Source organism: Baekduia sp. Peel2402 (assembly GCF_052567285.1).
Genome location: NZ_CP199582.1, coordinates 5141385 through 5155529, shown reverse-complemented (window position 1 = coordinate 5155529; position 14145 = coordinate 5141385). Strand labels below are relative to the sequence as shown.

Sequence of the window (14145 nt, the reverse complement as noted above, 5' to 3'; positions counted from 1 at the left end):
CAAACAAGACAGATCACGCGGTGAGACCAGATGAGACATCGTGTCTTGCTTTCGCCTATGATCGCCGCCATGGCCAGCGACCGGAATCCGGTGGGCGATCGACGGCGCCGTCGCAGCGACGCGGCGCTGAACCGGACCAAGCTCGTCGAGGCCGCCCGCCGCCTGCTGGTCGAGCGCCCCGGCGCCACGATGATCGAGATCGCGGCAGCCGCCGGGGTCAGCCGCGGCACCGCCTACCGGCACTTCCCGTCCCGCGACGACCTCGTCCAGGCCGTCCGCCGGCAGGAGCGCGACGACGACGAGGCCAACGAGCGGGAGTTCGTCCGGCCGGCCGGCGAGCTGGCGCACACCGCGACGACGCCGCTGTCGGTCACCGACGTCCTCAACAAGGTCCCGCCGTTTCAGCTCGGCGACCAGATCGTCGCCGAGGCCCAGCGCCTGGCCGGCGTGACGGTCGCCGCGGTCTACCTCTGCGACCTCGACGGGACGACGCTCCAGCGGCTGGCCGGCAGCGGCGGGTTCCCTGACCGCATCCCGGTCCCGCTCGCCGTCGGCCCCGAGATCCCGCGCGAGGGCATCGAGCCGCTGCGGGCGTCGATCCGCGAGCTGCTGCCCGGCGTCGCCGTCGCGCCGATGTACCTCCGCGGTCGCGCGATGGGCGTCCTGCTCGCGCTCGGCGCGGGAGACGACGCGCTGCGTGACCTCGCGGCAGAGGCCGCGGCGGCGCTCGCGCTCGCCGACGAGTACACCGACGCGATCGCCGCCGCTCGTCGCACCCGCCCGACGACGGCCGCGGCCGAGATCCAGCAGAACCTCCTGCCGCCGCGGATCCTGCGGATCGCCGGCGCGCTGATCGCCGGCAACGTCCTGCCCGGCTACGACATCGGCGGCGACTGGTTCGACTACGCCGAGAACCACGACTGCGCGTGGATCGGCACCGCCGACACCGATGGCGCGGGACCGTCGGCGGCCGGCCTGGGCGCCGTGCTGCTCGGCGCGTTCCGAGCCGCGCGTCACGCGGGCGCGGATCCGGCGCCGGTCGTCACCGCGATGCACGAGGTGCTGCGCGAGGTCGCGCGCGGCAAGGTGACCGCGCACGTCACGATCGCGACGTTCAACGGCGCCACGTCGACCGTGCGCTGGATCACCTGCGGCGAGCACGCGCCGATCCTGATCACGGCCGACGGCGAGCTCGAGGTCTTGGGCGACGGCGGGCTGCCGAAGCTCGGCGCGCGCCGCTTCCCGGAAGCACCGGTGGTCCAGGAGCGGCGGATCGCCGACGGCGACCGCCTGCTGCTGCTGTCGGACGCCGTCATGGCGCGCCCGACGCTCAACGGCGAGACGCTCGGGCTGGACGGGATCCGCGATGCGGTGGCCAAGGCGCCGCTCGCGTCGGCCGCGGGCACGCTGCGGGCGATCGAGGACGCGGTGCGCGCGGCGGCCAAGGACCCGCTGTCCGATGACGCCACAGTCGTCGTGCTGGTCCCGAACCCGACCGTCGCCGAAGCGACGCCGGACCCGGCCCGACCAGCCAGGTGACACGCGGCGCGGACCGCACCCTGTCCGCGCCGCGCCTCGGGATCTATGCGCGGGCCACGCCCTCGCGAGCGGTCTGCGCGTTGTCCTGAGCGGTGCCTTGAGGTCCTCGGCGCCTTGCCCGCGGCCTGCTGCGCCTTCTCTATGGGTCCTCCCCAAAGTCGGTCCTATGTGTAGGTCGTGGTTCCCTGTTCGGAGGACCCACGCAAACGAGACATTCCGTGGTACACCGGCTCGTGTCGCGGGAAAGAAGTGAAACATGTCCTTCAACCCCCTCGCGCCCCTCAAGGCCTTCGATCGCTTCCAGCGGCGGCATCGGACGCTGGCGGTACCGATGGCGGTGATCAAGAAGTTCGCCGACGACCAGGGCGGCAACCTCTCGGCGCTGATCGCCTACTACGGGTTCTTCTCGCTCTTCCCGTTGTTGTTGGTCTTCGTCACCGGCCTCGGGTTCGTCCTCGACGGCAACCCGGACGCCCAGCGCGCGGTGGTCGACTCGGCGCTGAAGGACATCCCGATCGTCGGCGACCAGATCCAGGCCGGGTCGCTGACCGGCAGCCCCACGGCGCTGGTCATCGGCCTGGTCGGCGCGATCCTCTCGGGGCTCGGCGTCACGCTCGCCGCCCAGACCGCCTTTCAGCGCGTCCACGGCATCCCCCACCGCGACCGGCCGGACTTCCTCTTCTCCCGGCTGCGCGGGCTCGGCCTGCTCGCGATCTTGGGCACGCTGCAGATCGTCTCGACCGTGGCCTCCGGCCTGGTCACGGGCGGCTTTGGCGGGCCGTTGCTGGTGATCGGCGGCATCGCGGTGTCGCTGGCGACCAACCTGATGTTGTTCTTCGCCGCCTTCCGGCTGCTGACCGACAACGAGGTCGACACCCACCGGCTGTGGCCCGGCATCATCTCCGCGACGATCCTGTGGACCGTCGTCCAGGCCGTGGGCGGCGCCTACATCGGCCACGTCGTCAAGGGCGCGGGAGCCACCTACGGGACGTTCGCGACCGTCATTGGGCTGTTGACGTGGATCTTCCTCGGCGCGCGGATCGTCGTCTATTCGGCCGAGCTCAACAGCGTCCTCGCCGAGCGCCTCTGGCCGCGCGGCCTGTTTGACCCGATGGAGCCCGCCGACCGCCGTGCGCTGCGGGACCTGGCGCGGATCGAAGAGCGCAGCGACGCCCAGCACGTCTCGGTGCGCTTCGACGAGCCCGCCTGAGATCGGGCGCGGCCCCTACGGCTACTGCGCTACGGGGGCGCCGCCCAGCGCGGTCAGCGCCGCTTCGGCGAACGGCGTCGGCGTGATGCCGAAGACGCCAGGCAGCGCGTTGTCCTCGACGACGAGGTCGGCGTCCAGGCCGGCCATCAGCGGCGTGAGCAGCTCGCGGTCCCGGCCGGTCACCAGCGCGGCCGCGGCGCCTTCCAGGCGGCTGCTGGAGAACGGCAAGCTGAACGTATGCGCGTTCCCGCCCTGTAGCTCGGCGATCTGCTCGATCATGGCCTTGAACGTCAGCCGGTCCGGACCGCCGACGTCGTAGCGGCCGGGCGCGACGTCCGGGCCGGCGGACGCAGCCAGCGCGGCGACGACGTCCTCGATCGCGACGGGCTGGCAGAGCCGATCGCGCCAGGCCGGCAGCGCGAGCACCGGCAGGCGGTCGACGATCTCCGCGAGCGTGTCGAACGAGGCGCTGCCGCGGCCGACGATCATCGCGGCGCGCAACGCGACCAGCTCGCCGCCGAAGCCGCCCAGGATCTCCTCGACCTCGTGCCGGGAGTCGAGGTGCTCGGAGTCGCCGCCCGCCGGGTCGATGCCACCGAGGTAGACCATCCGTCGCACCCCGGCGGTGCGCGCCGCGTCGGCCATGTTGTTGGCCAGCTCGCGGTCGCGCGCGGCGAAGTCGTCATCGCCGGCGGCCTCCATCGAGTGCACGAGGTAGTAGGCGCAGTCGACGCCGTCCAGGAGCTCCGCGAGGCTGTCGCGGTCGGCGAGGTCGCCGGTGATGACCTCGACGCCAGGTCCGGCGTCGAGGTCCTCATGGCTCCGGACGAGGCCGCGCAGCGGACGGTCGTCGTCGTCGCGCAGCGCATCGATCAGGTGGCGGCCGACGAAGCCCGCGGCGCCGGTGATCAGGGTGAGGCGGGGAGAGGTCATCGCCCGGCCTACGCGCCCGATGCTCGCCGGCGACCAAAGTGGGGCTCAACGTGGCGCGCCCCCGGCCGGCCGACCCGCGACCGGCGTTCGCGCTCTGACCGCAAGGGGAGGAAGATGGGAAGATGGACCCCGATCCTGTTCCGACGTCCGACCTTCACGCCGCCGCGCAGGAGGACGACCTGAGCGGCCCCGGGGCGATGCTCACGGAGATCTCCAACGGCATGGTGCGGTTGTTGAAGGAGTACTACGGCCGCGGCCCGACGCGGGCGAAGTCCTATTTTCAGGACGACCTCGTCGTCTGCGTCATGCGCGGCGGGTTCTCACGCGTCGAGCAGACGCTGCTCGACGGCGGCCGTGGCTCCGCGGTGATCCAGCAGCGCATGGAGTTCCAGGAGCTGATGCGCGAGCGCTTCTGCGAGATCGTCGAGGGCGTCATCGGCCGCAAGGTCATCGGGTTCATGAGCGGCAACCAGCAAGAGCCCGACCTCATGTGCGAGGTCTTCATCCTCGCCCCCACGGACCTCGTCGGCCTGCCGACGAGTCCGCCTGCAGGTTGAGCTGCACCTGGCCGGCCCGCGAACCGCCGCTCGAAGTGACGCGCTGCTGACCTGCGTGCTGGGCGACTTCCCGCGTCCCTGAGCGCCGATTCCTGTTTCACACCTGCCCGCTCGCGGTACGCTCGTTGGCGGGAATCGGCAGCGCCTCGCGACGACGTCGGACCTACGTGCAGAACTCCAGGAACGTGCCAGACGTCAACAGCGTTAGGCGCGCCCGGCAGACAAGCGAACGTCTCGTCTTGAGGAGTCCTGCAATGTTGTATCCCCCGCGCGGACACGCCGCCGCCGGCCATGAAGGTGGCACCGAGCTCTTAGAGCGTTTCGCTCGCACGCGAGAGCCCGCGCTGCGTCAGGAGCTCGCCGAGCGCTACCTCCCGCTCGCACGCTTCGCCGCCTCGCGTTACGCCTCGGGCTCCGAGCCGTTCGACGACCTCCAGCAGGTCGCCTCGATCGGTCTGCTGAACGCCATCGATCGCTTTGATCCCGATAATGGTTCTGGTTTTAGCTCTTTCGCGCTGCCCACCATGCACGGCGAGCTGCGCCGCCACTTCCGCGACCGCAGCTGGGCCGTGCGCCCGCCGCGGACCCTCCAGGAGCATGCGCTGCTCGTCGCGAGGACGACCGACGACCTGGAAGCGCGCCGGCGGCGGGTGCCGACTGTGGAGGAGGTCGCGATCGCCGCGAAGCTGTCGGTCGCCGCGGTCCTCGAGGCCCGCGAGGCGCTCGCCGCGCGGCAGGCCACCTCGCTGACCGCCATCGTCGCGATCGACGACGGGGACGTCGAGAGCGACCGGCGCCACGGCGTCATCGATGGCGGCTTCGCTCGCGCAGAGGCGCGGGCGACGGTCGCGGCGCTGAGCGCAGGGGCGCTGACCCGCCGCGAGCGCGAGATCGTGCGCCTGCGCTTCGAGGAAGACCTCACCCAATCCGAGATCGGAACGGCCGTCGGCCTCTCGCAGATGCACGTCTCGCGCGTGCTCCGCGGCGCGATGGTGAAGCTGCGTGCCGTGGCATCGAGCAACGCGGTGGCGCAGTGATGGCGGACGCGATGCCCCGACCGCTTGCATGCGACCGCAGCAGGGTCCGGTTGCGACCGATCGTCAGTTATGAGTCGCCCCGACCGCACGTCGTCGACCTCCAGCCGCCGTACCGCGATGACCACCTGCCTTCGAAGTCATCGTCACCGAACGAGAGGCCGGCCATGTCCCGCCCCTTCGAGATCCGCACCGACACCACGGCCCAGCACATCGGCCTACTGATCCTGGTCGGCCCGCTTGGCGCCGAAGGCGCACGCGAGCTCGTGACCACCACCGAGGCCGTCCTGCCGAACACACACGTGCTGATCCTCGACCTCTCCGGCCTCACCACCTGCGACCCCGCCGGCGTCCAGGCCGTCATCGAAATCGACGCCCTCGCCCGCAACGCCAACGTCCTGCTGGTCATCCGCCCCGCCAACGACGCCGTCCACCGGGCGTTCGTGGAGACGGGCGCAGCGGATCGGCTGCGGATCGTCGGGGGCGGCGGCGAGGTCCCAGGGGCGCAAGAGCAGCACTAGCCTGCCCCACTGGCAAGCTCCCGCCGTTGCGTCCGCACGCGCCACGATGAGACGATCGCGTCATAGCACGGACACAACTTATTGCTGAGAGGTAGATCGATGCGCCGCGACGTGAAGTGGCTGCTGGTGACGGCGATGGGCCTTTTGGCTCCGTGGGTCGGAGCGGGCGGTGCGCAGGCGACGACGTGGAGCGCGACGACCGCGAACGTGGTCGCGACTGTCGGCGGTGCGGCGCCCGGCGACGTGGTTCAGCTGGCGAGCGGGACGTACGGCACCGTGCACCTGACCGACCGCAAGACCGGGATCGTGACGGTCAAGCCCGCGTCGGGCGCGACCGTGACGATCGATCCCGAGCTCGACTCGGCCGCCTACCTGCGCTTCGAGGGCTTCACGGGCACGTCGTCGATCGGCGGCTTCAGCATCTACGGCACCGACCCCAGCCACATCGAGATCGTCGGCAACCGCTTCACCGCGCAGTCGGCGGTCGACGTCGAGAACGACGCGAACACCGGGGTCCTCATCGACTCCAACACTTTCGACGGCATCGACGCGTGCGCGACTTGCAAGGAGGGGCGCCTGAACGTGTACTGGGCGGGCGGACCCGGCACGACTGCATCGGGCGTGACGGTCTCCCGCAACCACTTCGGGGGCGGCGGCTGCTCGGACGGCCTTCAGGTCGGCGCCTACGGCGTCGCGGTCGCCGACAACGTCTTCGAGAACATCCACCAGGGCGTGTGCTCCGGGCACATCGACTCGCTGCAGCTCTACGGGCAGTCGCACACGAGCGTCACCGGCAACCTGTTCACGAACTTCGACACGGCCATCATGTCGCCCGACGGCGGCGACACCGAGATCGTCACCGACAACGTCTTCGACTCGACCGCAGGCTCGACCAACGCCATCCAGTTCGGCTCTGTGGTCAACTCGACCTTCGCCCACAACACGGTGCGCGGGACGGCGGTCAACATGGACACCAAGGGCGGCGGCGCGCCCAACAGCACTAACGGGATCGTGCGCGACAACGTCATGGTCAACGCCTGGTTCAACGTCGCGGCCCCGTCCTGCACGAGCTGCAGCGTCTCCTACAACTTGTTCGACACTGCGGTCAACGCATCAGGCAGCACTACTGCGGTCGGCACCCCGACGTTCGTCGGCGGCGCCAACCCCAGCACCGCAGCCGGGTTCGCGCTGACTGCGGGCTCGCCGGGCAAGGGCACGGCGTCCGACGGCCTCGACCGCGGGATCCGGATCGTCGACACGCTGGCGCCGGAGACGTCGATCAGCTCGACGCCCACCGATCCGACGACGTCGACGAGCGCATCCTTCTCGTTCAGCTCCAGCGACGCGGGCTCGACGTTCGAGTGCAAGTTGGATGGCGGGGCTTACAGCTCATGCACGTCGGCCAAGTCCTACACGTCGCTGTCGACCGGATCGCACACGTTCATGGTGCGCGCGACCGACGCCGCGAGCCACGTCGACCCGACGCCGTCGATCTACACGTGGACGATCAACGCCGGGTCGATCACCGCGCCGACGTTCATCTCCGAGAACGAGGTGTCGTCCTGGACCACCACCGGCGCGTCCAAGTCCACCGCCTCGTTCGCCGTCCAGGCCGGCGACGTCCTGGTCGCCTACGGCATGACCGAGGACTCCCCCAATGGCCTCTCCATCTCGGGCGGCTCGCTGACCTGGACCCAGCAGCAGCTGGTCAACACCTCGTCCTACGGACGCGCCTACGTCTGGACCGCGACCGCTTCGTCGACGACGTCCATCACCGTCACCTTCACGCGGTCGGGCTCCGGGCAGTACGGCGGCGATGTCCTGGTCTTCCGCGGCAGCGGCGGCATCGGCGCGTCGTCGAAGACCAACACCACCGGCGCACCCTCGCTGGCGCTCACCACGACCCAGGCCAATTCGGCGATCGTCGTCGCCTCTGTCGACTGGAACGCGGTCAGCGGCTCCTCCCGCACCTGGCGCACGGGCGCGGGCGCGCTGACGGAGACCACCTACTCCACCGACCCGGCGCACGGGACGTTCTACGGCGGCTACCACGCGAGCGCGGGCGCGGCGGGGAGCAAGACGGTGGGGCTGTCGGCGCCGAGCGGGCAGCAGTACTCGATCGTGGCGGTGGAGGTGAAGGGAACGTAGGCTTCCCGGCGCCGGTGGACGTCGCCGACGGGTGGAGCCCTTGCTGATCAACGACGCGCTGCGACACGCGACCGCCCACCCGCTCGATCGTGCGGTGGTCGCCGGCTGCCTCGACCTCTCCGATCCGGTCGATGCACGCTTTCACCGCGCGTGGACGGGGTCGCTGGCCGCACTGCCGCGCCACGAGCGCGGCGGAGCGCTGGCGGGCGTGACCGGCCACGTCGCCGAGTCGGTCGCCTCCATCCTGCTGGTCGACGCCGGCTGCGAACTGCTGTGGCAGTTCAGCGGACCGGGCCGCCACGGCGTCGACCTCGTCGTCCTAACGCCCGGCGAGCGGGTCGTCGGCGTCGAGGTCAAGGGAACGCTCCGCCCTCGCCACAGCCCGCGGATCTCGCGCCGCGCCGTGCTGCAGATGAGCTCCGCGTGGATCGACAAGGCCGACAATCCCGGGATGGCGAGCCTCCAGCTCACCAGCGACGACATCCACGGCGCGGTCATCACGATGAACTTCGCGGACATGGTCGTCCGCGCCGCGGCGACGAGCAACTTCGCCGCCTTCGCGCCGCTCCCGGGCCTGGACTCCCTCGACGACTAGCGCCTCAACCCGACGGAGTACCCGTGACCAGAGGCGTATATGGCGCGCTGTTGTAAGGAAGCACGCCCGGCCCCGAGAAGGTTCGAGAGTAGATGATGTCCTTCGTCGTTCCGACGTAGCCCTCGCCTACCTGGACGGCGACGCGTTCCTCGCGCGGCTGCGCGTGGAGCAGGACCTGCGTCACGCCGCGTGGGGCGACACCGATCGTGACGACCGGGCTGCCCGTGACCGGATAGGGCTTGGTGCGGTCGCGAAGCCACTCGTTGACCTGCTCCTCGCTCGGGGGCGGGAGAAGATCGACGTTGATGCCGTTGAGATATGCAAGCGGCCCGTTGCGCAAGCAGACGGCGGCGCCGCTGCCGTCGCCACGCGGGTAGAACAAGCAGATGGCTCCCCGGCCGGGAACCAGATAGAACCGCCGGCCGGCGACGTCGAGCTGCCGGGCCTCGTGGTAGTCGATTCCCTGCTCGCGCAGGATGGGCAAAGGCTTCGGCCCCGTGAACAGGTGGGCGAGGTCTCGAGGGATCGAAGCGGCGCGCGGCTGCTCGAACGTCGCGAACGCGGCAATCGCCCAGTCGGGCACAACGCCGCCCAGAGGCCCTAGACCGGTGAGTTTGACCGGTGTGGCCCTCGCCTTCGCTTTCGCTCTGGTCTTCGACTTCGCCTTCTCAGAACGAGGCTTCTGAGCCTGAGCTTCATGCCAGAGCAAGGCATGTCGTTCACCGCCGGACGCCGCGGCGTTACTCGTCGCCACAGACAGACTGACGATTGTCGCTACGACGAAGACGCCTTGTAGGCGCCCTACCAAGACCCAACCGCGCACGTCCCACTCCCTAGTCCTGCTCGATGCCGAATTACCCACCGAGACAGGGCGGGCAAATACTATGATCCACGAAAGCGATCCCTGTGACCGCCACTGACCACTGTGCACAACTTTTCGCGTCGAGGCCGGCCGCGAGCCCATCGGCTCGCGGCCGGCCTGGGCGCCTACGGGGCGCTACCGAACCGCCGTGCGACTCAGCGTCGGTGCGATGGGCGCCAGCGGCTCGCCGCTGACGAGGACGTAGGCGTTACCGCGCACGGCCGCCTTGATCGTCGTTCCTGAGCGCGTTTCCGCGGAGACCTCCGTGACCCCATCCGGCACGAGTCCATAGGTCACCATCGAGGCCTGCGGCTGCTCGCCAACTCCGGTGCGAGCCACCTCCCACCAATTCCCGGGCTGAGGAGCTGTCAGGGACACGGCGAATCCGTCCTTGGCCACCGCGTCGGGATCCTTGCTGCATCCACCGCCGGTCGGACCGAAGATGCAGATCGCCTCGGTTCCGGGCGTGACGTAGAACGCGTGGTCACCGACAGCGAGGCGGCGTGTCTGCCTGATGTCGACGCCCATCTCCGCGAGACGGCCGGACGCCGGAGAGGCGAAGAACGCCTGGATCGGCCCCGGCACGGAGTCGGCCGCTGGCTTCCGGAACGCGGCGAACGCCTCGACCTGCGTCTGCGGAACCGCGGGCACCGCCGAATCGGGGATGTTGAGCGCCGTCGGCGCCACGCCGTCGAAGAACGACGCACCGGCGACGCCGGGCGCACCGCAGGCAAGCCCGACGGAGATGATGAGCGCAGCAGCGCCGCGCATCACGTTGTTGTTGGTGCGCATGTCTCTACCAGAACTCCTGTGCGATGGTCAGCGTGCCCCACGACCCATTGGGTCGCACCACAGATGTCGCGTACTGCGCGGCGTACCAGCCGAACACCCAGCCGCCCGCCGGGGTCTGCTGCCCGTAGAGGCAGGAGCCTCCTTGCAGATTGCCGCCGTTCACGCGGATTGAGTCCACGCAGCCGTACCAGTTCAGATCCGCCTGGACGACCTGGAGAGGGTGCGCCGCGGGGGCGACTTGCCACGGCAACGTCGGATGGACGTAACCGAGCGAGCAGCAGTACCACGTGTTGCCTGTGAGAGCCGACGCCGGCTGCGCCGCAGCGCCTCCGATGCCGGCGGCGACGACAAACGCCACCGCGGTCGCCAAGCTGGCGACCCGCAACTTCTTGAACATCGAGGTTCGACCTCCATGTTGATGGACAGAACCTCGACGGTGCAGCGTCCGCGGGACGGAGCGCATGCGTCATACCGGCCCCACAGCCCTCCGATCGAGGGTCCGCACCGACGAGCTGCGCGATCCTTGCCGGGCCGTGCATCCGTGTTGGCCCACGTGGAGCTATTGGACAGCTTTCCACACCGGATCGCTTGCCCTGTGCCTCCACTGGTCACATTTTCGCTGCTCGTTCGTTATGCGCAGCTCTACTGAGTCTAATAGCGAAATCGACCATGACATCGCGCGATTCACATAGCTTGATATTTGCGACACGCAGACGAAGAATGTTCGTCGTCCAGCCCGCTACCGTGCTTTGAAGCAGCAGCCCCAACTAAATCGCCCCCGCGTCGCGCCAACGACCGGGGGCATGGCCCAAGGAGACAAAGACTCCATGAGCACCAAGCAGCGTAATGACGCCTGCCTCGTCAGCGTCGGCCCCTCCGAGGCCGACGTCCTCCGACGGCAGACGCTCGTCACCCTCGAAGCCAACCACTACTTCTTCGAGGAGATCCTCGAGTTCGGCCCCGAGGCCCAGCAAGCTCTCGCGCAGATCTACCGCGACGCGTTCGCGGTGCTGGACGCGGTCGGTTGGCGGCGGCCGGCCGATCCGCCGGAGACGGTGGACGTGCCGATCACGCCGGGGCATGCCGAGCAGCTGTTCAGGCGGCGGTACGAGCTCGGCCACGCGAATATCGATCGCTTTGCCGGTCGCGATGCCGAGCCTGACGAGCAGGCGCGAGCAGAGATCGACGCGACGATCGCGGCCGACCGCGACGCGGCGATCGTCCTCGATCGCCTCATCGCGCGAGCCGTGTGAGTTTGCGCGCTATGCGGGTCGCGTCGACCGGGATTATTCCGGTCAACGCGACCCCGACCCCTCGGCGACGCGCCCCGAAGCGCCCCGGGAACGACAACGGCCGCCCCCGAGACGGGAGCGGCCGTTGAAAAGAAGCGGGTGAGGCGGAGCGGCTAAGCCGCTGCGTCCTCGGAAGGCAGAATCGAGATGACGCGGCCGCGGCGGCCGGTCTTGAAATCGACGGTGCCAGCGGCGCGGGCGTAAAGGGTGTCGTCCTTGCCCATGCCGACGCCTTCGCCGGCCTTGAAGCGGGAGCCGCGCTGGCGGACGAGGATTTCGCCGCCGGAGACGGTCTGGCCGGCGAAGATCTTCACGCCCAGGAACTGGGGGTTCGAATCGCGGCCGTTCTTGGAGGAGCCGAGGCCCTTCTTATGTGCCATGTGCTCTCCCCTATCCCTTCGAGATCTTCGTCACGCGGATGCGCGTGAGCTCCTGGCGGTGGCCCATCTTGCGACGGTAACCGCGCTTCGGCTTGAACTTGTTGACCCGCAGCTTGGGCCCGCGGATGTGCTCGACGACCTCGGCGGCCACGCTGACCTTGCCGAGCTTGTCCCCGAACAACGCCTCATCGCCCGCGAAAAGCAGGGTCTCGAGGTCCAGCTTGGCGCCGGTCTCGCCAGGCAGCCGCTCGACGAGGAGGGTCTGGCCCTCTTCGACTCGGTACTGCTTGCCGCCGGTCTTGACGATCGCGTACATGCTCAGTCTCTTGCTTCGGAAGTTGCTTCGGCCTTGGCAGCCGAACGGCGCCGTCCGCCTCTGCGGCCACGGCGCCGGGGCTTGGATTCTAGCGACTCGTCGCCCGAACCGCCGTCCGCCGTGCCGACGTCGGCTTCCGGAGGCTGATCGGCGGCGTCCAGGAGCGTCGCGACGGCCGCCGTGCGGCCGGCCTCTTCGATGCGAACGAGCTTCTTCGTGCCGACGAAACGGCCGCCGTTGACGACGCTGATGATGTAGCCGTCGATCTTGGCGACGGCGTCGTCGACCTCGTACATGTGGGGCTCGACGATGTTGACCAGCACCTCGTCGCCCTCCTTGAACGGGATCGCGCGCTCCTCGATCTCCGTGGAGCTCCCCTCCTGGACGATCGCGAAGTGATCCAGCGGCAGGCCCTCGGAGCCCTCGAAGTGGAAGACCTTGCCGGTCTCGTCCTCCAACGCGTGCAGCACCCGCGCCCCGTCGCCGGTGAACTTGCTCGACACCCGCGGGTTCACCTGCACCAGGAACGCCTCGGTGCCGCGCTTGGCCCGCGAGGCGATCTCGCGCAGCTGGCGCTCGAACTCGATCGCGATCGTGTCCTCGCTCTTGATGACGCCGTCGCCGTGGCACGTTGGGCACGGCCGGGACATGATCTCCCGGACGCCCTCGGTCACGTTCTGGCGCGTCATCTCGACCAGGCCCAGCTTCGAGATCTCGGCCGTGAACGTCTTGGTGCGGTCCTCGTCCAGCGCCTTGCGCAGCGTCTTCAGCACGGCCTCGCGGTTCTTCGCGCGCGCCATGTCGATGAAGTCGATGACGATGATGCCGCCGATGTCCCGCAACCGCAGCTGGCGGACGACCTCGTCGGCCGCCTCCAGGTTCGTGCGGGTGATCGTGTCCTCCAGCCGGGCCTGCTTGCCGCGACCGACGAACGACCCCGAGTTGACGTCGATGACCGTCAGCGCCTCGGCGTAGTCGATCAGCAGGTAGCCGCCGCTCGGCAGGTCCACCCGCTTGCTCATCAGCCCGTCGATGACCTTCTCGACGTCCCACGCCTCGAACAGCGGCTTGGAGTCCTGCCACAGCTCGACGCGGTCGACTAGCTCCGGCGCCGTGCGCGAGAAGAACGACACCAACCGGTGGTGCTGCTTCTCGTCATCGACGATCGCCTTCTCGAAGTCGGCGCTGAAGATGTCGCGCACGACGCGGACGCTCAGGTCCGCCTCCTGGAAGACCATCGACGGGGCGACGGCCTCGTCGACGCGCTTCTCCAGGACCTCGTGCAGCTTGAACAAGTACTGGAGCTCGCGCTCGAAGTCCTCGCGCTTGGCGCCGTGCGCCGCGGTGCGGACGATCGCGCCGCCACCGTGCAGGTCAAGGCCCTTGGCCTCGCGGCGCAGGCGGTCGCGCTCCTTGTCGTCGAGCCGCTTCGAGACGCCGACGCCCTCGCCGGTGGGCGTGTACACCATGTACCGCCCGGCGATTGTCAGGTCCATCGACAGCCGCGCGCCCTTGGTCTTCAGCGGGTCCTTGACGACCTGCACGACCACTTCCTGGCCCGGCTTCAGCAGCTCGCCGATCGACTTGCCCTTGGACCCGACCCGACCGCGGCGCGCCACCTCGACGCCCGGGATCACGATCTCGTCCACGTGCAGGAAGCCGTTCTTGTCCAGGCCGATGTCGACGAACGCCGCCTCGAGCCCGGGCAGGACGTTGTCGACCTTGCCCTTGTAGATGTTGCCGACGATCGAGCGGTTGCCGCGGCGCTCAAGGTAGAGCTCCGCCACACGCCAGCCGTCGGTCGGCTTGGACGAGGCGGCCTTCGCAGACGACGACCGGCCCCGCCCGGAGCTGCTCGTACCGCTCTTGGCGGCCGGCGCTCCAGTTGCTTCCATCAGCGCCACGCGGGTTTCCCCGCGGTCCACGCTGACGAGCACTTGCTTTCTCACAGTCTTATGGTCCTTAC

15 protein-coding genes are annotated in these 14145 nt (G+C 69.3%); 8 read left to right on the top strand and 7 right to left on the bottom strand.

The window, feature by feature from the left end:
• Positions 1-69 precede the first annotated feature (69 nt).
• Positions 70-1539: a PP2C family protein-serine/threonine phosphatase gene (locus tag ACT01A_RS25110; protein ID WP_445149849.1), complete on the top strand. Its 1470-nt coding sequence runs from the start codon at positions 70-72 to the stop codon at positions 1537-1539.
• A 256-nt stretch (positions 1540-1795) separates the two neighbouring features.
• Positions 1796-2749, top strand: coding sequence for a YihY/virulence factor BrkB family protein (locus tag ACT01A_RS25105; protein WP_445149848.1), 954 nt, complete (start codon positions 1796-1798; stop codon positions 2747-2749).
• Between the two features lie 21 nt (positions 2750-2770).
• Here the strand turns inward: ACT01A_RS25105 and ACT01A_RS25100 are convergent, their stop codons facing one another.
• Positions 2771-3682 (bottom strand): NAD(P)H-binding protein, encoded by a 912-nt coding sequence (locus ACT01A_RS25100; RefSeq protein WP_445149847.1) that lies wholly within the window; start codon positions 3680-3682, stop codon positions 2771-2773.
• A gap of 122 nt (positions 3683-3804) precedes the next feature.
• Here ACT01A_RS25100 and ACT01A_RS25095 point away from each other — a divergent pair, with 122 nt between their 5' ends.
• The 5 genes from ACT01A_RS25095 to ACT01A_RS25075 all read left to right on the top strand — a co-directional run bounded on the left by ACT01A_RS25095 (position 3805) and on the right by ACT01A_RS25075 (position 8537).
• Entirely contained in the window at positions 3805-4239 is a 435-nt protein-coding gene (locus ACT01A_RS25095) for a DUF2294 domain-containing protein (RefSeq protein WP_445149846.1), read from the top strand.
• A gap of 254 nt (positions 4240-4493) precedes the next feature.
• Positions 4494-5276, top strand: a complete 783-nt coding sequence (locus ACT01A_RS25090) for a sigma-70 family RNA polymerase sigma factor (RefSeq protein ID WP_445149845.1) — start codon at positions 4494-4496, stop codon at positions 5274-5276.
• 164 nt (positions 5277-5440) lie between these two features.
• Positions 5441-5794, top strand: a complete 354-nt coding sequence (locus ACT01A_RS25085) for an STAS domain-containing protein (protein ID WP_445149844.1) — start codon at positions 5441-5443, stop codon at positions 5792-5794.
• A gap of 99 nt (positions 5795-5893) precedes the next feature.
• Positions 5894-7942 carry a hypothetical protein gene (locus ACT01A_RS25080; RefSeq protein WP_445149843.1) on the top strand — a complete coding sequence of 683 codons (2049 nt, stop codon included), beginning with the start codon at positions 5894-5896 and terminating at the stop codon, positions 7940-7942.
• A 31-nt stretch (positions 7943-7973) separates the two neighbouring features.
• Positions 7974-8537, top strand: coding sequence for a hypothetical protein (locus tag ACT01A_RS25075; protein ID WP_445149842.1), 564 nt, complete (start codon positions 7974-7976; stop codon positions 8535-8537).
• A 4-nt stretch (positions 8538-8541) separates the two neighbouring features.
• Here ACT01A_RS25075 and ACT01A_RS25070 read toward each other — a convergent pair whose 3' ends face one another.
• From ACT01A_RS25070 to ACT01A_RS25060, 3 genes are all read right to left on the bottom strand, one after another.
• Positions 8542-9291: a hypothetical protein gene (locus ACT01A_RS25070; protein WP_445149841.1), complete on the bottom strand. Its 750-nt coding sequence runs from the start codon at positions 9289-9291 to the stop codon at positions 8542-8544.
• 243 nt (positions 9292-9534) lie between these two features.
• Positions 9535-10191: a hypothetical protein gene (locus tag ACT01A_RS25065; RefSeq protein ID WP_445149840.1), complete on the bottom strand. Its 657-nt coding sequence runs from the start codon at positions 10189-10191 to the stop codon at positions 9535-9537.
• Between the two features lie 4 nt (positions 10192-10195).
• Complete coding sequence (locus ACT01A_RS25060; protein WP_445149839.1) at positions 10196-10588, bottom strand: hypothetical protein; 393 nt, start codon at positions 10586-10588, stop codon at positions 10196-10198.
• Positions 10589-11018: 430 nt separating this feature from the next.
• Between ACT01A_RS25060 and ACT01A_RS25055 the strand changes: the two genes are divergently transcribed.
• Positions 11019-11444 (top strand): hypothetical protein, encoded by a 426-nt coding sequence (locus tag ACT01A_RS25055; RefSeq protein ID WP_445149838.1) that lies wholly within the window; start codon positions 11019-11021, stop codon positions 11442-11444.
• Between the two features lie 152 nt (positions 11445-11596).
• Here the strand turns inward: ACT01A_RS25055 and rpmA are convergent, their stop codons facing one another.
• The 3 genes from rpmA to ACT01A_RS25040 are packed head-to-tail and all read right to left on the bottom strand — an operon-like array spanning position 11597 to position 14128.
• Positions 11597-11863 carry a 50S ribosomal protein L27 gene (rpmA, locus tag ACT01A_RS25050; protein WP_445149837.1) on the bottom strand — a complete coding sequence of 89 codons (267 nt, stop codon included), beginning with the start codon at positions 11861-11863 and terminating at the stop codon, positions 11597-11599.
• Between the two features lie 10 nt (positions 11864-11873).
• Positions 11874-12179, bottom strand: coding sequence for a 50S ribosomal protein L21 (rplU, locus tag ACT01A_RS25045; protein ID WP_445149836.1), 306 nt, complete (start codon positions 12177-12179; stop codon positions 11874-11876).
• Positions 12180-12181: 2 nt separating this feature from the next.
• Entirely contained in the window at positions 12182-14128 is a 1947-nt protein-coding gene (locus tag ACT01A_RS25040) for an Rne/Rng family ribonuclease (RefSeq protein WP_445149835.1), read from the bottom strand.
• Positions 14129-14145: the final 17 nt, after the last annotated feature.

What these genes read in the sequence shown, in the direction of transcription:
- rplU (WP_445149836.1), bottom strand. Translation starts at nt 12,179, where the DNA reads ATGTACGCGATCGTCAAGACCGGCGGCAAGCAGTACCGAGTCGAAGAG.
- rpmA (WP_445149837.1), bottom strand. Translation starts at nt 11,863, where the DNA reads ATGGCACATAAGAAGGGCCTCGGCTCCTCCAAGAACGGCCGCGATTCG.
- ACT01A_RS25065 (WP_445149840.1), bottom strand. Translation starts at nt 10,191, where the DNA reads ATGCGCACCAACAACAACGTGATGCGCGGCGCTGCTGCGCTCATCATC.
- ACT01A_RS25060 (WP_445149839.1), bottom strand. Translation starts at nt 10,588, where the DNA reads ATGTTCAAGAAGTTGCGGGTCGCCAGCTTGGCGACCGCGGTGGCGTTT.
- ACT01A_RS25110 (WP_445149849.1), top strand. Translation starts at nt 70, where the DNA reads ATGGCCAGCGACCGGAATCCGGTGGGCGATCGACGGCGCCGTCGCAGC.
- ACT01A_RS25085 (WP_445149844.1), top strand. Translation starts at nt 5,441, where the DNA reads ATGTCCCGCCCCTTCGAGATCCGCACCGACACCACGGCCCAGCACATC.
- ACT01A_RS25090 (WP_445149845.1), top strand. Translation starts at nt 4,494, where the DNA reads ATGTTGTATCCCCCGCGCGGACACGCCGCCGCCGGCCATGAAGGTGGC.
- ACT01A_RS25105 (WP_445149848.1), top strand. Translation starts at nt 1,796, where the DNA reads ATGTCCTTCAACCCCCTCGCGCCCCTCAAGGCCTTCGATCGCTTCCAG.
- ACT01A_RS25095 (WP_445149846.1), top strand. Translation starts at nt 3,805, where the DNA reads ATGGACCCCGATCCTGTTCCGACGTCCGACCTTCACGCCGCCGCGCAG.
- ACT01A_RS25080 (WP_445149843.1), top strand. Translation starts at nt 5,894, where the DNA reads ATGCGCCGCGACGTGAAGTGGCTGCTGGTGACGGCGATGGGCCTTTTG.
- ACT01A_RS25055 (WP_445149838.1), top strand. Translation starts at nt 11,019, where the DNA reads ATGAGCACCAAGCAGCGTAATGACGCCTGCCTCGTCAGCGTCGGCCCC.
- ACT01A_RS25100 (WP_445149847.1), bottom strand. Translation starts at nt 3,682, where the DNA reads ATGACCTCTCCCCGCCTCACCCTGATCACCGGCGCCGCGGGCTTCGTC.